Origin of the sequence: Pantoea sp. R13S299 (assembly GCF_048515925.1) — a bacterium.
Taxonomy (GTDB): Bacteria; Pseudomonadota; Gammaproteobacteria; order Enterobacterales; family Enterobacteriaceae; genus Pantoea.
Genome location: NZ_JBLYEF010000006.1, coordinates 152313 through 171989, shown reverse-complemented (window position 1 = coordinate 171989; position 19677 = coordinate 152313). Strand labels below are relative to the sequence as shown.

19 protein-coding genes are annotated in these 19677 nt (G+C 56.7%); 14 read left to right on the top strand and 5 right to left on the bottom strand.

Annotated features, from left to right (window positions below):
* Positions 1 to 25: 25 nt before the first annotated feature.
* On the bottom strand, positions 26 to 1126 hold the full coding sequence (dnaN, locus tag ACN1CO_RS21225) for a DNA polymerase III subunit beta (RefSeq protein ID WP_090966562.1): 1101 nt from the start codon (positions 1124 to 1126) through the stop codon (positions 26 to 28).
* Positions 1127 to 1130: 4 nt separating this feature from the next.
* Positions 1131 to 2546: a chromosomal replication initiator protein DnaA gene (dnaA, locus tag ACN1CO_RS21220; protein ID WP_419140569.1), complete on the bottom strand. Its 1416-nt coding sequence runs from the start codon at positions 2544 to 2546 to the stop codon at positions 1131 to 1133.
* A 597-nt stretch (positions 2547 to 3143) separates the two neighbouring features.
* Here dnaA and rpmH point away from each other — a divergent pair.
* The 6 genes from rpmH (at position 3144) to ACN1CO_RS21190 (ending at position 7842) form a co-directional block, all read left to right on the top strand.
* Positions 3144 to 3284, top strand: coding sequence for a 50S ribosomal protein L34 (gene rpmH / locus ACN1CO_RS21215; protein ID WP_003849659.1), 141 nt, complete (start codon positions 3144 to 3146; stop codon positions 3282 to 3284).
* A gap of 14 nt (positions 3285 to 3298) precedes the next feature.
* Complete coding sequence (rnpA, locus tag ACN1CO_RS21210) at positions 3299 to 3658, top strand: ribonuclease P protein component (protein WP_008926396.1); 360 nt, start codon at positions 3299 to 3301, stop codon at positions 3656 to 3658.
* Complete coding sequence (gene yidD, locus ACN1CO_RS21205; protein WP_008926397.1) at positions 3622 to 3879, top strand: membrane protein insertion efficiency factor YidD; 258 nt, start codon at positions 3622 to 3624, stop codon at positions 3877 to 3879. The genes rnpA and yidD overlap by 37 nt, the downstream gene beginning before the upstream one ends.
* Before the next feature lie 2 nt (positions 3880 to 3881).
* Positions 3882 to 5528, top strand: a complete 1647-nt coding sequence (gene yidC, locus ACN1CO_RS21200; protein WP_419140568.1) for a membrane protein insertase YidC — start codon at positions 3882 to 3884, stop codon at positions 5526 to 5528.
* Positions 5529 to 5620: 92 nt separating this feature from the next.
* Complete coding sequence (gene mnmE, locus ACN1CO_RS21195; RefSeq protein ID WP_419140567.1) at positions 5621 to 6985, top strand: tRNA uridine-5-carboxymethylaminomethyl(34) synthesis GTPase MnmE; 1365 nt, start codon at positions 5621 to 5623, stop codon at positions 6983 to 6985.
* Between the two features lie 266 nt (positions 6986 to 7251).
* Complete coding sequence (locus tag ACN1CO_RS21190; protein ID WP_090966549.1) at positions 7252 to 7842, top strand: malonic semialdehyde reductase; 591 nt, start codon at positions 7252 to 7254, stop codon at positions 7840 to 7842.
* A gap of 54 nt (positions 7843 to 7896) precedes the next feature.
* On the opposite strand, the gene ACN1CO_RS21185 is transcribed toward ACN1CO_RS21190, so the two are convergent.
* Entirely contained in the window at positions 7897 to 8256 is a 360-nt protein-coding gene (locus ACN1CO_RS21185; RefSeq protein WP_419140566.1) for a DUF4440 domain-containing protein, read from the bottom strand.
* A gap of 208 nt (positions 8257 to 8464) precedes the next feature.
* On the opposite strand from ACN1CO_RS21185, the gene ACN1CO_RS21180 reads away from it, so the two are divergent.
* The gene (locus ACN1CO_RS21180; RefSeq protein ID WP_419140565.1) at positions 8465 to 9214 is read left to right on the top strand and encodes a 4'-phosphopantetheinyl transferase family protein; all 750 of its coding nucleotides are present in this window, start codon (positions 8465 to 8467) and stop codon (positions 9212 to 9214) included.
* Positions 9215 to 9250: 36 nt separating this feature from the next.
* Here ACN1CO_RS21180 and ACN1CO_RS21175 read toward each other — a convergent pair whose 3' ends face one another.
* Positions 9251 to 10564: an NCS2 family permease gene (locus ACN1CO_RS21175; RefSeq protein ID WP_419140564.1), complete on the bottom strand. Its 1314-nt coding sequence runs from the start codon at positions 10562 to 10564 to the stop codon at positions 9251 to 9253.
* 152 nt (positions 10565 to 10716) lie between these two features.
* On the opposite strand from ACN1CO_RS21175, the gene yieH reads away from it, so the two are divergent.
* Both yieH and ACN1CO_RS21165 read left to right on the top strand, forming a co-directional pair.
* Complete coding sequence (gene yieH, locus ACN1CO_RS21170; protein WP_179898954.1) at positions 10717 to 11376, top strand: 6-phosphogluconate phosphatase; 660 nt, start codon at positions 10717 to 10719, stop codon at positions 11374 to 11376.
* A gap of 11 nt (positions 11377 to 11387) precedes the next feature.
* On the top strand, positions 11388 to 12320 hold the full coding sequence (locus tag ACN1CO_RS21165) for a GlxA family transcriptional regulator (protein ID WP_419140563.1): 933 nt from the start codon (positions 11388 to 11390) through the stop codon (positions 12318 to 12320).
* Here ACN1CO_RS21165 and ACN1CO_RS21160 read toward each other — a convergent pair.
* Positions 12305 to 13300, bottom strand: coding sequence for an acyltransferase (locus ACN1CO_RS21160; protein WP_419140562.1), 996 nt, complete (start codon positions 13298 to 13300; stop codon positions 12305 to 12307). The genes ACN1CO_RS21165 and ACN1CO_RS21160 overlap by 16 nt on opposite strands.
* Before the next feature lie 220 nt (positions 13301 to 13520).
* Between ACN1CO_RS21160 and glyQ the strand changes: the two genes are divergently transcribed.
* The 5 genes from glyQ to ACN1CO_RS21135 all read left to right on the top strand — a co-directional run bounded on the left by glyQ (position 13521) and on the right by ACN1CO_RS21135 (position 19654).
* On the top strand, positions 13521 to 14432 hold the full coding sequence (glyQ, locus tag ACN1CO_RS21155; protein WP_003849680.1) for a glycine--tRNA ligase subunit alpha: 912 nt from the start codon (positions 13521 to 13523) through the stop codon (positions 14430 to 14432).
* Positions 14433 to 14441: 9 nt separating this feature from the next.
* Entirely contained in the window at positions 14442 to 16511 is a 2070-nt protein-coding gene (gene glyS / locus ACN1CO_RS21150) for a glycine--tRNA ligase subunit beta (protein ID WP_419140561.1), read from the top strand.
* A 394-nt stretch (positions 16512 to 16905) separates the two neighbouring features.
* The gene (locus tag ACN1CO_RS21145; protein ID WP_419140560.1) at positions 16906 to 17184 is read left to right on the top strand and encodes a type II toxin-antitoxin system ParD family antitoxin; all 279 of its coding nucleotides are present in this window, start codon (positions 16906 to 16908) and stop codon (positions 17182 to 17184) included.
* Complete coding sequence (locus tag ACN1CO_RS21140; RefSeq protein WP_419140559.1) at positions 17184 to 17498, top strand: type II toxin-antitoxin system RelE/ParE family toxin; 315 nt, start codon at positions 17184 to 17186, stop codon at positions 17496 to 17498. Before ACN1CO_RS21145 ends, ACN1CO_RS21140 begins: the two co-directional genes overlap by 1 nt.
* Before the next feature lie 425 nt (positions 17499 to 17923).
* Positions 17924 to 19654: a ShlB/FhaC/HecB family hemolysin secretion/activation protein gene (locus ACN1CO_RS21135; protein WP_419140558.1), complete on the top strand. Its 1731-nt coding sequence runs from the start codon at positions 17924 to 17926 to the stop codon at positions 19652 to 19654.
* The last annotated feature ends 23 nt before the right edge of the window (positions 19655 to 19677 follow it).

The window sequence follows — 19677 nt, the reverse complement described above, 5'->3', positions numbered from 1 at the left end:
AGTAAGCCAGGCCGATATGTAACACCTACAAGCGCATGGGCATCACGACATAGGCCGCTGCAGGACTCGCCACATCCTCAATCTGCACGCTCGACACCGAATCCGTCAGCAGCAGGCGAACGTTTTCGCACTTCAGCGCGTTCAGCACATCCAGTACGTAACTGACGTTGAAGCCAATCTCTAGTTCCGTGCCGTTGTAGCTGACATCCAGCATCTCTTCCGCTTCTTCCTGTTCAGGGTTATTAGCGGTGATTTTCAGCTGATTTTCGGTGATATAGAGGCGAACACCGCGGAACTTCTCGTTAGAGAGGATGGCTGCACGGGCAAAAGCCTGTTTGAGCAGATCACAGCCCGCCTCCAGCGCTTTGTCGGGATTCTTCGGCAATACGCGGCGATAATCGGGGAAACGACCATCAACCAGCTTAGACGTAAAGATGTAGTCGCCGACGTGTGCACGGATATTGCTGCCGCCAATCCGGACCTGCAGCGGCGTATCGCCGCCATCCAGCAGACGCAGAAGCTCAATCACGCCTTTACGCGGCACGATCACCGAGTGACTCGGCAGCGCCTGACCAATCGGCATCGAGCAGACAGCCAGACGGTGACCGTCAGTGGCCACGGTCCGCAGCTCTTCCCCTTCGGTTTCAAACATCATGCCGTTGAGGTAGTAACGCACATCCTGATGGGCCATCGAGAACTGGGTCGCTTCGATCAGCCGTTTCAGGGTCGCCTGCGGCAGGGTGAATTCAACTTCACTCTGCCAGTCGTCAAGATTCGGGAAGTCACTGGCGGGCAGGGTCGACAGCGAAAAACGGCTGCGGCCAGAGCGGACCAGCATGCGATCGCCTTCCAGCGCCAGCGTGATTTCTGCGCCATCCGGCAATCCGCGACAGATATCGAGGAATTTTCGCGCCGGAACGGTGGTAGAGCCAGGCTCATGCGGCTGAGTCAGCGCCACGCGCGCGACCATCTCCATTTCCAGATCGGTACCGGTCAGCAACAGCGAACCTTCTGTTACCTGCAGCAGCAGGTTTCCGAGGATCGGCAGTGTCGGACGACCACCCAGGGGGCCACTTACTTGTTGCAGCGGCTTCAGCAGCTGCTCACGTTCAACAATAAATTTCATAGCGTCAGGAAGATAATGTTCTGATGAGATTAGAGAAATCTTCTTTGATATCGTGGCTCTCTTCACGCAGCTGCTCAATCTTGCGGCAGGCATGAAGCACCGTTGTGTGGTCGCGACCCCCAAAAGCATCGCCAATTTCTGGCAAGCTGTGGTTCGTCAACTCTTTCGCCATCGCCATCGCCATCTGGCGCGGACGCGCTACCGAGCGCGAACGGCGCTTGGAAAGCAGATCCGCCACCTTAATCTTGTAGTACTCAGCCACGGTCTTCTGAATATTATCGATGGTGACCAGCTTTTCCTGCAGCGCCAGCAGATCGCGTAACGCTTCGCGCACGAAGTCGATGGTGATTGCCCGGCCGGTAAAGTTGGCGTTGGCGATCACGCGATTCAGCGCGCCTTCCAGCTCACGCACATTAGAGCGTAAACGCTTGGCAATAAAGAAGGCGACTTCACCCGGCAGACGGATGTCGTTCTCATCCGCTTTTTTCATCAGGATCGCCACACGCGTTTCCAGCTCAGGCGGCTCGATCGCCACCGTTAAACCCCAGCCGAAACGTGATTTGAGACGATCTTCCACCCCATTGATCTCTTTTGGATAGCGATCCGAGGTGAGGATGATCTGCTGGTTGCCCTCTAACAAGGCATTAAAGGTGTGGAAGAACTCTTCCTGAGATCGCTCTTTATTAGCAAAGAACTGAATGTCATCGATCAGCAGCGCATCGACAGAACGGTAATAGCGTTTGAACTCTTCAATCGCATTGTTCTGGAGCGCTTTAACCATATCCTGCACAAAGCGCTCGGAGTGCATGTAAACCACTTTGGCATTCGGTTTACGGGCAATGATGCCATTGCCGACCGCGTGCAACAGGTGCGTTTTACCGAGACCGGTGCCGCCATACAGAAACAGCGGGTTGTAAGCGCCGCCTGGATTATCCGCCACCTGACGTGCCGCCGCGCGCGCCAGCTGGTTGGATTTACCCTCGACGAAGTTATCGAAGTTATGACGGTTATTCACATTCGAGCGATAGGTGACGTCGGCCGGTGCCGGGACATTATCCCAGCTGGGACGCATGATCTGCGTCGGGGCCGGACGAACATGGCTCTGCACGGGCATCACATGCGCGCTGACGCTCGCCATGACCGGCTGGCTGACCGCTGCCGCCTGCTGCTGAACCGGACGCGTACCCACTTCAAAACGCAGTGCTGGCACGTTTGGACCGCAGAATTCATTCAGCAGTGCATTGATACTATTAAGGTATTTGTCCCGAACCCAGTCGAGTACGAAGCGATTTGGAGCATACAAGGCAAGCGTATTGTCGTTTAACTCAGCCTGCAGTGGACGGATCCACATGCTGAATTCGGTGGCAGGAAGCTCATCCTGCAAACGGGCAAGACACTGTTGCCAAAGCGTAAGTGACACGGCGGACTCCACTCGTACAAATTCGAAAAGAATAGTAGGCGTTACTCTAAGAAACGTTCATTTTTGACACAGACGCTAAGAAAGCGCCTGCGACCGCTATCAGCGGTTTTCCGTCCTGCAATCACCGGAGGATCGTCAGCGGAAGGGCGGATCATAGCGCAAAGCGAGGCAGAGATCTTCCCTTTCTACACAGTTTTGATCCTTTTTATCCACAGGCCTGAGACGCGCAAAGAAGTTTACGCCAGTTGCGGGAAAAACCAGCAGGGATCTGACGCAATGCATTAAATTTTTGGGCGACATCTCATTTTATCCCCAGGATCCGGCAGGCCGATCACAATAAGATCCCGTACGATCCTTGCGCTTTAGTACGGAGCCCGTATAATCCTTCACCCGACATTATGCTGTAAGGCGCAACGTCGGGACTCAGCGGGCTGTATGCGGGTTTTCAGGTACTACAACACGCGAAGTAAATTGACTCGGGACTGTACAATTATTACAATCCCGCCTCTTTATTAAAGACACATTGAGGCGTAGGTCGATTTATTGGCCCGAAACGCGTCATCCAGTGAAAATTTTCAAGTTTAGGTAGAAACCGCCATGAAACGCACTTTTCAACCGTCCGTACTGAAGCGCAACCGTTCACACGGTTTCCGTGCTCGTATGGCAACAAAAAATGGTCGTCAGGTTCTGGCACGTCGTCGTGCTAAAGGCCGTTCTCGTCTGACCGTTTCTAAGTAATAAAGCAAGCCCTGATGGGTAAGCTCGCATTTCCCAGGGAGTTACGTTTGTTAACTCCCACTCATTTCACTTTCGTCTTCCAGCAGCCACAACGGGCTGGCACGCCGCAAATTACTATTCTCGGCCGCCTTAACGCGCTGGGGCATCCCCGCATCGGTCTCACCGTCGCTAAAAAACATGTGAAACGCGCTCATGAACGCAACCGGATCAAGCGATTGACCCGCGAAAGCTTTCGTCTGCGTCAACATGAACTGCCGTCGATGGACTTCGTGGTGGTCGCGAAGAAGGGGGTTGCCGATCTGGATAACCGTATGCTGGCGGAAGCGTTGGAGAAATTATGGCGTCGTCACTGTCGCCTGGCGCGCGGCTCCTGATCGTCCTGATACGCGTCTATCAACGCGGTATCAGTCCATTACTGGGACCACACTGTCGGTTTCACCCGACCTGCTCTCATTACGGAATTGAGGCGTTACGCAGGTTCGGCCTGATAAAAGGCAGTTGGTTGACATTAAAACGCGTATTAAAATGCCACCCTTTGAACCCGGGTGGTGACGATCCTGTGCCGCCAAAAACCTTTGATACCAGAGAACATTAACGATGGATTCGCAACGCAATCTCTTTCTCATCGCTTTTCTGTTCGTGACCTTTATGATCTGGCAAGCCTGGCAGACGGACCACGCTCCGCAGCCACAGCAGACGCAGACCACACAAGGCACGAACAGCGTAGCGGGTGATACCGCCAGTCAGGGTGTACCGGCCAGCGGTCAGGGCCAGACGATCACCGTTAAGACTGATGTCCTGTCATTGAATATCAACACCCGAGGCGGTGATGTTGAACAAGCACAGCTGCTGACTTTCCCGGACAAACTGGGTTCCGACCAGCCGTTCCAGCTGCTTGAAACAACGCCAGCGTTCCTTTATCAGGCACAGAGCGGTTTAACCGGTCGTAATGGTCCGGATAACCCGAACAACGGCGCGCGTCCGCTGTTCAACGCTGCGCAGAACCACTTCGAGATGGCTGATGGCCAGTCCGAACTGCGTGTGCCGATGACCTATACCGCTGAAAATGGCGTGGTTTACACTAAAACCTTCATCTTCAAGCGTGGCGAATATGCCGTTAATGTCGATTATCATGTCAACAACACCACCCAGCAACCGCTGGAAGTGTCGCTGTTTGGCCAGCTGAAGCAGACGATTGATCTGCCTAAGCATCGTGATACCGGCAGCAACAACTTTGCTCTTCACACCTTCCGTGGCGCGGCCTACTCCACCAGCGAGTCGAAATATGAGAAGTATAAATTCGACAATATCGCGGATAACGAGAACCTGAACGCGACCACCAGCAATGGCTGGGTGGCGATGCTGCAGCAATACTTTGCGACGGCGTGGGTTCCACGCACCGAAGGCACCAACACCCTTTACACCAGCAACCTGGGTAATGGCGTAGCGGCGATTGGCTATAAATCTGCACCGGTCACCATTGCCGCGGGCGCACAGCAGAATCTGGGTGCAACGCTGTGGGTCGGCCCGGAAATTCAGGACAAGATGGCAGCGATTGCGCCGCACCTTGATCTGACCGTGGATTACGGCTGGTTGTGGTTTATCTCTCAGCCGCTGTTCAAACTGCTGAAATTTATCCATAGCTTCATCGGTAACTGGGGCTTCTCCATTATCGTCATCACCTTCATCGTGCGCGGCATCATGTACCCGCTGACCAAAGCGCAGTACACCTCGATGGCTAAGATGCGCATGCTGCAGCCGAAGATTCAGGCGATGCGTGAGCGTCTGGGTGATGACAAGCAGAAGCAGAGCCAGGAAATGATGGCGCTTTATAAAGCAGAGAAAGTGAATCCGCTGGGTGGCTGTCTGCCGCTGGTGATTCAGATGCCAATCTTCCTGGCGCTCTACTATATGCTGTCAGGCTCGGTTGAACTGCGTCATGCGCCATTTATTCTGTGGATCCATGACCTGTCAGCGCAGGACCCGTACTACATCCTGCCGATTCTGATGGGTATCACCATGTTCTTCATTCAGAAGATGTCACCGACCACCGTGACCGATCCGATGCAGCAGAAGATCATGACTTACATGCCGGTGATTTTCACCGTGTTCTTCCTGTGGTTCCCGTCAGGTCTGGTGCTGTACTACATCGTCAGCAACCTGGTCACCATTCTCCAGCAGCAGCTGATTTATCGCGGCCTGGAAAAACGTGGTCTGCATAGCCGCGACAAGAAGAAAGCGTAAGCGATCCAAAGCGGGAGTAATCCCGCCTTAAAATAGTCTATTCTCAGGCGGTCAAAGCGACCGCCTGTGTTTTTTGTAGCGAGAGAAAATTTATGAGCCACAGCGATACCATTGTTGCCCAGGCGACGCCACCCGGACGCGGCGGCGTAGGCATTCTGCGCGTCTCTGGCGCGCAGGCGGCAGAGGTCGCCCGCCAGCTGCTGGGTAAACTGCCTAAGCCACGCTATGCCGATTATCTGCCGTTCACCGATAGCGACGGTAGCGTGCTGGATCAGGGCATTGCGCTGTGGTTTCCCGGTCCCAACTCCTTTACCGGTGAAGATGTGCTGGAGCTGCAGGGCCACGGCGGCCCGGTGATCCTCGATCTGCTGCTGAAGCGCATCGTGGCGCTGCCGGGCGTGCGTATCGCTATGCCGGGTGAGTTTTCAGAGCGTGCGTTTCTGAACGACAAGCTCGATCTGGCGCAGGCCGAGGCGATTGCTGACCTGATTGATGCCAGCTCGGAGCAGGCAGCACGTTCAGCGGTTAACTCGCTGCAGGGCGCCTTCTCCACCCGTATCAATCATCTTGTGGAAGCACTCACTCACCTGCGAATCTATGTCGAAGCCGCTATCGACTTCCCGGATGAGGAGATCGATTTCCTCTCTGATGGCAGAATCGAAGCGCAGCTGAATACGGTGATCGGGGACCTGGATGCGGTCCGTGCTGAAGCGCGTCAGGGCAGCCTGCTGCGTGAAGGGATGAAAGTGGTGATTGCGGGCCGGCCCAATGCGGGTAAATCGAGCCTGCTGAATGCGCTGGCGGGCCGCGATGCCGCCATCGTCACAGATATTGCGGGCACCACCCGCGACGTACTGCGTGAGCATATTCATATTGATGGTATGCCGCTGCATATCATCGACACCGCCGGTCTGCGTGAGGCCAGCGACGAAGTTGAACGTATCGGCATTGAACGCGCCTGGCAGGAGATCGAACAGGCCGATCGCGTGCTGTTTATGGTCGATGGCACCACCACCGATGCTACCGAAGCGGCGGCGATCTGGCCCGATTTTGTCTCCCGTCTGCCACCGGCACTGCCGATTACCGTGGTACGCAACAAGGCGGATGTCACCGGTGAGTCTTTAGGCCTGACAGAAGTAAATGGTCACTCACTCATTCGTCTGTCGGCACGTACCAGCGAAGGCGTTGATGAGCTGCGGGATCACCTGAAACAGAGCATGGGCTTCGCGGGCAACATGGAAGGCGGCTTCCTGGCACGTCGCCGTCATCTGCAGGCGCTGGAGCTGGCGGCAACGCACCTCGAGCAGGGCAAAGAGCAACTGCTCGGTGCCCGGGCGGGTGAGTTACTGGCAGAAGAACTGCGTGTCGCTCAGCAGGCGTTAAGTGAGATCACCGGCGAGTTCACCTCTGACGATCTGCTGGGTCGTATCTTCTCCAGCTTCTGTATCGGTAAATAGCCTTACAGGCCTGACGGCAACGCGCTGTCAGGCCTGAATTCCCGCCACGCTGCCTCCTCTGTTATTCCCGCATCCGCGTTGATTCTTGCTGATATGTTATTTTGCGACGGCACCGCTTTGACGTATAACGGTTGATGCGCCGATCTGACCTGCGGGGATGAATTGCGGTGAGTGAATCCCGCCTCATCCCGCTGCGTCCGGCCAGACGCAAACCCACTACGTGAACACCCTTGGGCGAACCTTTTCGCCTGAAACAGGAGAGTTGCATGAGTACACCGCTCGACACTGCCGCACTGGACACGCTGTTTAATGATGCCCGCACCCACAGTTACTGGCAGGCTAAGCCCGTTGATAACGCCCTGCTGGAGCAGCTCTATGCCTTAACGGCGCTGGGCCCCACCTCGGCCAACTGCTCGCCAGCGCGTTTTGTTTTCGTCACCTCTGCGGAAGGCAAAGAGAAGCTGAAACCGGCACTCTCTTCCGGCAATCTGGATAAAACCATGAGCGCGCCGGTCACGGTGATTGTGGCCTGGGATCGCGAGTTCTATGAGCAGCTGCCCGCGCTGTTCCCGCATGCGGATGCGCGCAGCTGGTTTACCGGCAGCCCGGAAGCGGCGAAAGAGACCGCTTTCCGTAACAGTAGCCTGCAGGCGGGTTATCTGATCCTGGCGGCCCGTTCGCTGGGTCTGGATGCCGGTCCGATGTCTGGTTTTGATCCGGCCAAAGTTAATGATGCCTTTTTCCCTGACGGTCAGTATCAGGTTAACCTGCTGATCAACCTCGGCTACGGTGAGGCATCAAAACTGCATCCGCGTCTGCCGCGCCTGAGCTTTGAGCAGGCGAGCCGCTTCGCCTGATGCTGCCCGCGTCGCGATTCGATTCGCGGCGCGGATTACCTTATCAACAGCGTGTCACAGCGGTGCAGCATTTTCTGCAGGCGTCCCCTGATGAAACACCATTCGCCAGTTCTGACCCTCGCGCAGCCAGTGTGACGCTCGCATTGCGGCCCGACTGCCATCGGCATCACAGCTCTGGTAAAGCAGTATCAGACTCATCTCGCCCGTGCTCACCAGCTGAAAGTCTCTACTGAGCATTTCAGGCAGCGTTTCTTCTTTTATCAGCGCCGCAATGGTCTGCGCGCGAGTGACCAGGTGACCTGAACGGGTTATCTCACAAAAGTCAGGATGGAGAATCTGCTCCAGCCACGCCAGCTCCCGTCGCCTGGCACCGTGCAGGCTGCGCTCTCGTTTCACCATCTCGTCCAGCAGCATGAGTTATCCTCTTCTTATTCAGTGTGACAGACAGCGACCATAATTCCGTTAAGGCCTTGTGACGGCCCTGTCCAGTCTCTGCTATCCCTCGCGACTCCGCTCATCCTATTCCGAATTTAACTTAATCGGTGCGTTGCCGGGTGCATTCAGGTAAGAAAATTCCTACAATGCGTCTGATGATTATCTGACCATTTTCACGGAGCGACAGATGGCTGGTCATTTTGTACGCTGGACGGGCGATCCCGGCTTCCCGGCTAAAGAGTTGTGCATTCCCCAGGCTATTACCGACACGGCCCAGCAGTTTGCTGACAAACGCCGTGGGCGGTTCCTTGCCGCGCGTACGCTGCTGGCACAGCTGATGCTGCGGGTTTATGGCATTCATGAGCTGCCGCCCCTGATTATCCAGAGCAACGGACGCCCGGTGTTTGCTGACAGCGATCTGCCCGATTTCAGCATCGCCTATGCGGGCAATACGGTGGGGGTGCTGCTGGCCGAGGAGGGTGGACGTGCCGGTCTGGATATGGAGATCGTGCATGCGCGGAGCCGTCAGACTCAGGAGCAGCTGATTCAGGCATTAACCTCGGGCGAGATCGCATGGATCAATGCCCAGCAGGATGCCATGGAAGCGGTGGCGCAGATCTGGACGTTGCGCCAGAGCATCCTCAAGCTGACGGGAGAGGGCGATCGGGGACTGGATTCGCTGCGCCTGTTGCCGGGAGCGGGTCGGCTGCGATCGTCACTCTATCCCGACATTCAGGTGGTGTGTGATGCGGAGCCTGTGCTGGTCTGGTCTTGCGCGCTGTCGTCTGCGACGCAGCGCCTGCACCTGTGGGAGATGGATAGCGACTTTCAGTGGCGCGCATTACGTGAAATTGAGATGGGTAAGCCCAACATCGGGCCTCATGCCCTGCGGCTGACCAGCCTGCCCAGCGAGCGCAGCCTGCATCCTGAAATGTAAAAAGCCGCAACCCGGAGGTTGCGGCCCTGAATACGCTTAGTGTCCGTCGATAAAGACAATCTTCAGCACAAACAGCAGGGCAACAATCACCACGCAGGGGCTGATTTCACGCCAGCGGCCGGTGCCCAGTTTCATCACGCAGTAAGCGATAAACCCCAGCGCAATGCCTTCGGTAATGGAAAAGCTGAAGGGCATCATGGCGGCGGTCACAAATGCCGGAACGGCTTCGGTTAAATCATCCCAGCGTACGCGCGACAGGCTGGCGGTCATCAATACCCCAACGTAAATCAGCGCGCCCGCGGCGGCGTAGGATGGCACCATTGCCGCCAGCGGTGACAGGAAGGTCACCAACAGGAACAGCAGGCCTGTTACCACGGCCATCAGCCCGGTACGGCCACCAATCGCCACGCCCGAGGTGCTCTCAATATAGGCGGTCACGGATGAGGTGCCCGCCAGCGCGCCACTCACCGAACTGATGCTGTCGACATAGAGCGCCTGCTGCATCCGCGGGAAGGTGCCGGTTTCATCGGTCAGTCCCGCTTTATCGGTGACGCCGATCAGCGTGCCGGAGGAGTCGAACAGATTGACCAGCATAAAGGAGAAGATCACACCCGCCATGCCAATGTTAAACGCACCTTTGATATCGACCTGACCGACCACAGACGTAATGGAAGGTGGCGCAGAAAACAGGCCGACAAACTTCACGTCGCCCAGCATCCAGCCAATCGCCGTGGTGACGACCATCGAGATCAGCACTGCCGCGTGAATATTGCGTGATGCCAGAATGGCAATAATAAAGAAGCCGAGTGCGCCCAGCAGCACGCTGTGCGAGGTCAGATTACCGACCGCCACCAGAGTATCGGGATTAGGCACGATAATACCGGCGTTCTTCAGCCCCATCATGGCGATAAACAGGCCGATACCGGCAGTGATACCGACGCGCAGGCTCAGCGGGATATTGGCAATCATCCAGTAGCGAACCCGCAGCAACGTCAGAATCAGCAGGCCGATCGCACCCCAGAAGATCGCGCCCATACCGACCTGCCACGAATAACCCATCGCCCCGACCACCACAAAGGCGAAGAAGGCGTTCAGCCCCATTGCGGGTGCCAGCGCCACCGGCAGATTGGCAAACAGCCCCATCAGAATGCTGCCAAAGGCGGCAATCAGACAGGTGGTCACAAACACCGCCTGGGTATCCATGCCGGCGACGCCGAGGATCTGCGGATTGACGAAGACGATATAGACCATCGTCAGAAAAGTGGTGATACCCGCGATCACTTCGGTGCGCACCGTGGTGCCATGTTCCTGCAGCCTGAAGATGCGCTGCAAAACGCCTTGCTTGCTCATGCCATCCATCCAGAAGAAAAAATCATCGGCGCGTATCCTGGCGATTTTACCGGGCCAATACAATGATTTTTCGCAACCGATTGCCAGTCTCGCAATCTGCGCTGAGTGCGGTAGAGTGTGGAGCACACCCCTGAATCGAAGGATAGAGTCTGATGTCAGTTGAATGCGTCTTTTTTGATTGCGATGGCACGCTGGTGGACAGTGAGTTGCTCTGCACCCAGGCCTACGTCAACACCTTTGCCCGTTACGGCCTGGAGTTGTCGCTGCAGCAGATGTTTGAAAAGTATAAGGGCGTCAAACTCTACGACATCATTCGTGACGTGGGCGACGCGCATCAGGTGTCGCTGCCGATGGAAGAGGTGGAAACGGCTTACCGCGCGGAAGTGGCAAGACTGTTTGATCTGCAACTGCAGCCCATTCCGGGCGCGAAAGCGCTGGTTGAGCAGATAAAGGTGCCGATGTGCGTGGTCTCAAACGGGACGGTAAAAAAGATGCAGCACTCGCTGGGCTTAACCGGCATGCTGCCGCTGTTTGAGGAGCACCTCTATAGCGGCTATGACATTCTGCACTGGAAGCCCGATCCGGAACTGATGTATCACGCGGCGGAACAGATGCAGGTGCCGATTGAGCGCTGCATTCTGGTGGATGACTCCGAAGCGGGTGCCCGCGCCGGTATCGCCGCCGGGATTCCGGTCTACTACTACTGCGCTGACCCGCACAACCCTGAACTGGATCATCCGCTGGTGACGCGCTTCGACGACATGGCGCAACTGCCTGCGCTGTGGCGCGCCCGTGGCTGGGATCTGGTGTAGCGCGGGCCAGCATGACATATACCGTCTGGTTTTTAACCCTGCCTGGCGTGATGGCGCTGGATCTGGCCGGCCCGGCCGAGACGCTGAAGCTGGCGGGCGATCGCTTTTCGCTGCGCTACATCGGCCCGCAGCCGGAGGTGGTCTGCTCCACCGGCATGACGATTGGTGGCATCGAACCCTTACCGGAACAGTTGCCCGCCGGCAGTCTGCTGGTGGTGCCAGGCGTCTATGACTCGCAGATCTGTTACGCCACACCGCAGGCCGCAGAAGCACGCGAATGGCTGAGGCGGCAGCACGCCGCGCTGCGCGAGCAGACCTTTATGCTGGTCTGCGTCTGCTCGGGTGCGCTGCTGGCGGCGCAGGCGGGCATGCTCGACGACGTGTCCTGCACCACTCATCATGATGTGATTGCCCGCCTGAAAGCCGCGGCCCCGCGCGCACGGGTGCAGGAGAATCGGGTATTTGTCGGGCATGAGAATATCTGGACCAGCGCAGGCATCACGGCGGGCATCGATCTGGCGCTGCATCTGATCACTCAGCTCTGTGATACGCATACAGCGCTGGCGGTGGCGCGGGAAATGGTGGTCTGGTTCCGCCGCGCCGGTGACGATCCACAGCTTTCACCCTGGCTGCGTTATCGTAACCACATGCATCCGGCCATTCATCGGGCGCAGGATCTGATGATTGCTCATCCTGAGCATGGCTGGACGCTGACCGAACTGGCCGGACGTACGCACGTCAGCAGCCGCCATCTGGCGCGGCTGTTTCGTCAGCATCTGGGGATCAGCGTGCGGGAGTACCATGAGCAGCTGCGGGTTGGCGTGGCGCGCCAGCGTCAGCAGCAGGGTGAATCTGCCGAAAAGGCGGCGCTGGCGGCGGGATTTTCATCGGCTCGCCAGCTACGACGCGCCCGCCAGCGCGAAACCGATCAGCTGACGAAGTGACGGGTATCGACGCGTTTCAGCGCCATCCCCAGCAGCAGGCTGCCGCCCAGCGTCAGCCCGAACACCCAGGGCAGGTCGAGCCACGGACGCGACATATCATCGTAATGATGCGTGCGCAGATAGTGAATGAACAGCGCGTGGAAGCCGTAGATCGGCAGTGAATAGCGCGCAATCACCGTTAAACCGGGCAGCGTGCGCGCATTCAGGCTGTTTTTAAACACGATCAGCAGGCTGATCGCTGCAATGAACACCAGCGGTCCGCAGTAGAGATACCAGGTATCGTTAAACGCTCCGTTGACGATAAGCGCCTTTTTAGTCCCTAACGTAATGCCAATCACGCAGGCGATAAACAGCCCGGCAGCCAGCGGCGTCAGGCCGCGCCGGTTTGTCTCCATGGTGCCGATAGCCCGTCCCAGCAGCGCATAGAGCAGGTAGTAAATGCTGTCACCACTGACATAGAGATTCACCGGCAGAAAATGGAACGGGCCCAGCGACTGGCTGACCGTATTCGGATTCGCGAGCACCGCCAGCACCAGCACCAGCAGCGCCACGTACCGCGCCTGCACGGTTTTCACCTGAATCAGCGGCGACATCAGATAGATGCCAATCAGCGCAAAGAAGAACCACAGGTGATAGAACACCGGCTTCTGCAGCATCTTCAGGATCGAACGTCCTTCGCTGATCGGCGTCAGCCAGGTGATATAGGCTAGCGAGACCGCGCTGTAGAACAACAGACAGAGCACCAGCCGGAGCATATGGCGCGGCTGGGCGCTGCGTTCGCCGAAAAACAGATAGCCGGAGATCATAAAGAACAGCGGAACACAGACGCGTGATGCCGAGTTCAGCAGATTCGCCACATCCCAGGTAGTGCCGGTCACCGCCATCGGTCCGGTGATATACCAGGTGGTGGTGTGAATCACGATCACCATCATGCAGGCAACCGCGCGTAAATTGTCGATCCAGTAAATCTTCTGCGGCATGGCGTCCTCTTGCGCATAGCTCCGTGCGCAAAAGGGTAGCCAAATGCGACCAGAGCAACAACTGCCGCCAGCAGGATTCGGAGCCATCTGTATGTCAGCGCCCGTAATTACCGCGAAAACGCGCCGGAACCGTCTGGGATTTACGGCTGCACATCGCGCGGTCAAAGGGTATACTGTCGGCCTCTTTTTTTAATCTAACCGAAGCGCGTGCACACTCAACATGCAAAAGTTTGATACCAAAACCTTTCAGGGGCTGATCCTGACCTTGCAGGATTACTGGGCGCGTCAGGGCTGCACCATTGTCCAACCGCTGGACATGGAAGTGGGCGCTGGCACTTCACACCCGATGACTTGTCTGCGCGCACTCGGCCCGGAGCCGATCGCCGCCGCTTACGTGCAGCCATCACGCCGTCCTACCGATGGCCGCTACGGTGAAAACCCGAACCGTCTGCAACACTATTACCAGTTCCAGGTGATCATCAAACCGTCACCGGACAACATTCAGGAGCTGTATCTCGGCTCGCTGAAAGAGCTGGGTATGGATCCGACGGTGCATGACATTCGCTTCGTGGAAGATAACTGGGAAAACCCGACGCTGGGTGCCTGGGGACTCGGCTGGGAAGTGTGGCTCAACGGCATGGAAGTGACTCAGTTCACCTACTTCCAGCAGGTTGGCGGCCTGGAGTGTAAGCCGGTGACCGGTGAGATCACCTACGGCCTGGAGCGTCTGGCGATGTATATCCAGGGCGTCGACAGCGTTTACGATCTGGTCTGGAGCGATGGCCCGCTGGGCAAAACCACTTACGGCGACGTGTTCCATCAGAACGAAGTGGAGCAATCCACCTATAACTTCGAATACGCCGACGTCGATTTCCTCTTTACCTGCTTCGAGCAGTACGAGAAAGAGGCGCAGCATCTGCTGGCGCTGGAAAAACCGCTGCCACTGCCCGCCTACGAACGCATTCTGAAAGCGGCACACAGCTTTAACCTGCTGGATGCCCGTAAAGCGATCTCGGTAACAGAGCGTCAGCGCTATATTCTGCGCATTCGTACCCTGACCAAAGCCGTGGCTGAAGCTTACTATGCCTCTCGCGAGGCAATGGGCTTCCCGATGTGCAATAACAAAAAGTAAGAGGCAGCCATGACTGAACAAACCTTCCTGGTGGAGATCGGCACCGAAGAGCTGCCACCAAAAGCCCTGCGCAGCCTGGCAGAAGCCTTTGCCGCGCAGGTCACCGCTGAACTGGATGCTGCCAACCTGAGCCACGGCGAGGTCAGCTGGTTTGCTGCACCGCGTCGTCTGGCGCTGAAAGTCGCCAACCTGAGCGCCTCACAACCCGATCGGGAAGTGGAGAAGCGCGGTCCGGCAGTCGCTGCGGCATTTGACGCAGACGGCAACGCCACCAAGGCCGCCGAAGGCTGGGCGCGGGGTAACGGCATTACTGTCGATCAGGCTGAACGCCTCGCCACCGATAAAGGCGAATGGCTGGTCTATCGCGCCCAGGTTAAAGGCGAAGCGGCCCAGGCGCTGCTGCCGGCGATGATTGCGACCGCACTCAGCAAACTACCGGTGCCCAAACTGATGCGCTGGGGCGACAGCGATGTACAGTTCGTCCGTCCGGTTCACACCGTGACGATGCTGCTGGGCGATGAGCTGATCCCTGGCACCATTCTGGGCATCGCGTCAGACCGGATTATCCGTGGTCACCGCTTTATGGGTGAAAGCGAAATCACGCTCGAAAGCGCCGATCACTATCCTGATGTGCTGGAAAAACGCGGCCAGGTCATTGCCGACTATCAGGTCCGCAAAGCGATGATCAAAGCCGATGCTGAAGCGGCTGCACGCCGTTTAGGCGGTACTGCTGATATCAGCGACAGCCTGCTGGAAGAGGTAACCTCGCTGGTGGAGTGGCCGGTCGTTCTGACCGCGACCTTTGAAGAGAAATTCCTCAAGGTGCCTGCGGAAGCGCTGGTCTACACCATGAAAGGCGATCAGAAATATTTCCCGGTGTATGACAATGACGGCAACCTGATGCCGAACTTCATCTTCGTCACCAACATCGAATCCAGCGATCCGCGCCAGATTATCTCCGGCAACGAGAAAGTGGTGCGTCCACGTCTGGCCGATGCGGAGTTCTTCTTTAATACCGACCGCAAAAAGCGTCTGGAAGATCACCTGCCGCGTCTGGAGACCGTCCTGTTCCAGAAAGAGCTGGGCACGCTGCGCGATAAAACCGATCGCATTCAGACCCTGGCGGGCTGGATTGCCGGTAAAATCGGCGCCGATGTCAATCACGCCACCCGCGCGGGCCTGCTGTCGAAGTGTGACCTGATGACCAACATGGTCTTCGAGTTCACCGATACGCAGGGCGTGATGGGCATGCACTACGCGCGTCATGACGGCGAAGCTGAAGATGTGGCGGTCGCGCTGAACGAGCAGTATCAGCCGCGCTTTGCCGGTGACGCTCTGCCATCCAGCCCGGTCGCCTGTGCGCTGGCGATTGCCGATAAAATGGATACGCTGGCCGGTATTTTCGGCATCGGACAGCATCCAAAAGGCGACAAAGATCCGTTCGCACTGCGTCGTGCGGCGCTGGGCGTGCTGCGTATCATCGTTGAGAAGAACCTGCCGCTCGATCTGCAAACGCTGACTGAAGAAGCCGTGCGTCTGTATGGCAGCAAGCTGAGCAATGCCCGCGTGGTCGATGATGTGATCGACTTTATGCTGGGTCGCTTCCGCACCTGGTATCAGGAAGAGGGTCACAGCATCGATACGCTGCAGGCAGTCCTGGCGCGTCGTCCGACCCGTCCGGCTGACTTTGATGCACGTATGAAAGCGGTGTCGCACTTCCGTACGCTGGAAGCAGCCGCAGCACTGGCAGCGGCGAACAAGCGCGTCTCTAACATTCTGGCGAAATCGACTGAAACGCTGAATGAGAGCGTGCAGGCATCGCTGCTGAAAGAGAACGAAGAGATCCAGCTGGCGACGTTTGTCACCGCGCTGAGCAGCAAGCTGCAGCCTTACTTCGCTGAAGGCCGCTATCAGGATGCGCTGGTCGAACTGGCCCAGCTGCGAACTGCGGTAGATAACTTCTTCGATAAAGTGATGGTTAACGCCGACGACCAGGCCGTGCGGGTCAATCGCCTGACGCTGCTGTCGAAACTGCGTGAGCTGTTCCTGCAGGTCGCGGATATCTCGCTGCTGCAGTAATGCTCTTAGCGTAGTGCGAAAAAGGGACGAGCAATCGTCCCTTTTTTATGGGATTTTTCAGGCCGGGATGTCCTCCCGATAGCATGTTTATTCAAAGCACCTGCCGTAATGCTCAGCTCTGGCTGACGACTGCAGATGAATCAGGTTGCCTGCGTTTTAGTTGTGCTAAAGATCTCTGAATTCCTCATTAATCTGTATGTTTTTACCCTGTCCGGTAATGACCGTGGCTGAACCGCTGGTAAAATGCGCTAGCGCGTTGTTGAAAACCGGATACCTGCAACGACATCTGTAAATATCCGATTTCTGAGAGAGTCACTCCGCAGGGTATGAAACTGACAGCTGCCAGAAAGGTGAGTATGATTAAATCCTATCAGGCAGAGGAAAGAGGTTACCCATGAGAACAACACAGCAGATGAGTATCACACTGCCAAATGAAATGGCAGCGCAGGTAAAAGCGCGCGTTGCCAGCGGCGAATATGCGTCGGAAAGCGAAGTCATCCGTGAAGGTCTGCGTGCGCTAATGGCACGGGATCATGCTGTAGAGCAATGGTTGCATGAAAAGGTAGTGCCTGCCTGGGAAGCACTTCAAAGTGGTGAAACAGAAAGCCTGAGCGCTAACGACCTCAGGAAAAGACTGAAGGCGGAACACAGGAAGGTGAGCGGGGAGGAGTGATGATTTACAGGGTGGTCTTCGCACCGGAAGCGCAGGAACAGCTGGCAGAGCTTTACCGTTATATCGCGCAAGAGGCGACACCCTATACCGCTCTGAACTTTACAGAAAACATCATCGATTATTGTGAATCTCTTGCACAGTTTCCACAGAGAGGAAACTGTCGTGATGATCTTCTGCCAGGGCTGAGAATCACAAATTACCGCAAGCGGACAATAATCGCCTTCATGCTTTCTGAGAAAACGGTAACTGTATTAGGCATATGGCATGGCGGGCAGGATTATGAAAATGACCTGTCCGGGGACGAAACTGACTGAAATGTCAGAGCAGCCAGCCAGGTCGACCCATTTTTTCATATGAAACCTTAGCAATGTGGTCCCAGATGCGCATGCTAAAGACGAAGTATGACCTCAGTTCGCCACTACGCCACAGGCGGCGAGCGCGATCGTAATAACGACCATTTTTTTAATGTGCAAATGAATGCGCAAAAGTGCTTAAAAAGGCTTTGAAGTCATTCCGCTGCGTTAGAGATTATTTTTTCATCAGCATCATGCCGGTTTTTTTCTCATTAAATATCATGGGTTTGTTTGTATTCTCAAACCGATTACCGTATTACGCTCTTTCGTAAATCCGCAGGTTAAGAAACCGCCCGAAAAATAGCTCGCCCCCTTGTTTTTGCCCTTTTCAGATGGATAATCCGCCGAAAGTTACACCCCGTTACAGTTAGTGAAATGGAATTTTCATGAAAAGGACTTTTTTGTCGCTCTGGCACCCGTCAGAACGTCTGCTCGCCATAATGGCGGGTGCGCTATTTTGCTCAGCTTTTCCACTGATGGCAGCCTCGCCAGCCGAGACTCCCCGCGAAGCAGGCCAGGCGATTGATGCCCGCGAGCAACTGCGCCAGCAAACGCGCGAGCGCGTGCTGCAACAGCAGAATGCGCCGCAGGTAAATGAACACCTTCCGCGTCCTGATAGTCGATTGCCCGGTTATCCGGCTAATGAGCAGCCCTGCTTTACCATCGATCGGATCGCCCTGACGGGCGAGGCAGCCAGCCGTTTTCAGTGGGCGCTCGACGCGGCTGAAGACGCTACTGGTCGCTGCCTGGGCGGACAGGGCATCGTACTGGTCATCAACAAAGTGCAGAATGCGATTCTTGCCAAAGGCTATGTCACTACCCGCGTTATGGCACAGGAGCAGGATCTGACGAAGGGTGTGTTGACGCTGACGTTGCAGCCTGGCCGTATCAGCCAGATCCGCTTCGAAGAACCTGTTTCATGGCGCGGACGGCTGTGGAATGCCGTTCCGGCGTCATCGGGCGATATTTTGAATCTGCGGGATATCGAGCAGGGTCTGGAGAACTTTAAGCGAGTGCCTAGCGCCAGTGCTGACATTAAAATCGTACCGGGCGAGCAGGAAGCGACCAGCGATCTGCTGGTCAACTGGCACGAAGGCAGACCGGTGCGGCTCAGTCTGGGACTGGATGACAGCGGCTCTAAAAGTACCGGACGCTACCTCGGTTCCGCCACGCTGGCCGTGGATGCGCCCTTTGCGCAAAACGACCTGTTTTACGCCAACATCGGCAAAAATCTGTTTGAGCATGGGCCGTTCGGTAACCGCTCGCATACCCTGAATTACTTTTTCCCGATCGGGTACTGGGCTGTTTCTGCCAACTACAACGACTACACCTATCACCAGAACATCCCCAACGCCAATGAGGTGCTGCGCTACAGCGGTAAAAGCGACAATACCCAACTCACGGTCTCCCGCCTGCTCTACCGCGACCAGTCCAACAAAACCACGCTGAATCTGCGGGGCTACCGCAAACACTCCACCAACGCCGTCAACCATATCGATATCGGGCAGCAAAAGCGACGCACCGCGGGCTGGGAGCTGGGCCTGAATCAGCACAGCTATTTTGGCAGCAGCACGCTGGACGCCAATATCGCCTGGCGGCGCGGCACCGGGGCGTTTAATGCGCTTCCTGCACCGGAAGAGGCGCGTCATCAGGGTAGCGCGCGAACCGGCATACTGCTGGGCGACCTCGGCATCAACCATCCTTTCGCCCTGGGCGAGCAGCCCTGGCGGGTCTACAGCAGCGTGCGGGGACAATGGAGTCAGAATGCGCTGACGCCGCAGGAGCGTATGGCGATTGCCGGGCGTTATACGGTGCGCGGCTTCGACGGTGAACAGATGCTGTCAGGCGAAAAAGGTCTGCTGTGGCGCAACGAAATCGGCTGGAATCTTTTCTCACGCGGACATGAGCTTTACCTGGCCGCCGATTATGGCCGGGTGAGCGGGCCTGGGGCCCGGGATCTGGTCGGGCATCAGCTGGCAGGCAGTGCCATCGGCGTACGCGGCTCACTCTGGAGTCGCTTCAGCTACGACCTGTTTGCGGGCGTGCCGCTCTATAAGCCCTCGGGTTTTCATACATCAGGCGCGACAGCGGGTTTCAGCGTTAACCTGGAAATCTGACCCACTAAGCGGGCGATCCCGCT

What these genes read in the sequence shown, in the direction of transcription:
- ACN1CO_RS21160 (WP_419140562.1), bottom strand. Translation starts at nt 13,300, where the DNA reads ATGCCGCAGAAGATTTACTGGATCGACAATTTACGCGCGGTTGCCTGC.
- dnaN (WP_090966562.1), bottom strand. Translation starts at nt 1,126, where the DNA reads ATGAAATTTATTGTTGAACGTGAGCAGCTGCTGAAGCCGCTGCAACAA.
- glyS (WP_419140561.1), top strand. Translation starts at nt 14,442, where the DNA reads ATGACTGAACAAACCTTCCTGGTGGAGATCGGCACCGAAGAGCTGCCA.
- ACN1CO_RS21175 (WP_419140564.1), bottom strand. Translation starts at nt 10,564, where the DNA reads ATGAGCAAGCAAGGCGTTTTGCAGCGCATCTTCAGGCTGCAGGAACAT.
- ACN1CO_RS21190 (WP_090966549.1), top strand. Translation starts at nt 7,252, where the DNA reads ATGAGTACACCGCTCGACACTGCCGCACTGGACACGCTGTTTAATGAT.
- rpmH (WP_003849659.1), top strand. Translation starts at nt 3,144, where the DNA reads ATGAAACGCACTTTTCAACCGTCCGTACTGAAGCGCAACCGTTCACAC.
- yieH (WP_179898954.1), top strand. Translation starts at nt 10,717, where the DNA reads ATGTCAGTTGAATGCGTCTTTTTTGATTGCGATGGCACGCTGGTGGAC.
- ACN1CO_RS21180 (WP_419140565.1), top strand. Translation starts at nt 8,465, where the DNA reads ATGGCTGGTCATTTTGTACGCTGGACGGGCGATCCCGGCTTCCCGGCT.
- mnmE (WP_419140567.1), top strand. Translation starts at nt 5,621, where the DNA reads ATGAGCCACAGCGATACCATTGTTGCCCAGGCGACGCCACCCGGACGC.
- ACN1CO_RS21185 (WP_419140566.1), bottom strand. Translation starts at nt 8,256, where the DNA reads ATGCTGCTGGACGAGATGGTGAAACGAGAGCGCAGCCTGCACGGTGCC.
- rnpA (WP_008926396.1), top strand. Translation starts at nt 3,299, where the DNA reads ATGGGTAAGCTCGCATTTCCCAGGGAGTTACGTTTGTTAACTCCCACT.
- yidC (WP_419140568.1), top strand. Translation starts at nt 3,882, where the DNA reads ATGGATTCGCAACGCAATCTCTTTCTCATCGCTTTTCTGTTCGTGACC.
- ACN1CO_RS21140 (WP_419140559.1), top strand. Translation starts at nt 17,184, where the DNA reads ATGATTTACAGGGTGGTCTTCGCACCGGAAGCGCAGGAACAGCTGGCA.
- ACN1CO_RS21165 (WP_419140563.1), top strand. Translation starts at nt 11,388, where the DNA reads ATGACATATACCGTCTGGTTTTTAACCCTGCCTGGCGTGATGGCGCTG.
- ACN1CO_RS21135 (WP_419140558.1), top strand. Translation starts at nt 17,924, where the DNA reads ATGAAAAGGACTTTTTTGTCGCTCTGGCACCCGTCAGAACGTCTGCTC.
- yidD (WP_008926397.1), top strand. Translation starts at nt 3,622, where the DNA reads ATGGCGTCGTCACTGTCGCCTGGCGCGCGGCTCCTGATCGTCCTGATA.
- glyQ (WP_003849680.1), top strand. Translation starts at nt 13,521, where the DNA reads ATGCAAAAGTTTGATACCAAAACCTTTCAGGGGCTGATCCTGACCTTG.
- ACN1CO_RS21145 (WP_419140560.1), top strand. Translation starts at nt 16,906, where the DNA reads ATGAGAACAACACAGCAGATGAGTATCACACTGCCAAATGAAATGGCA.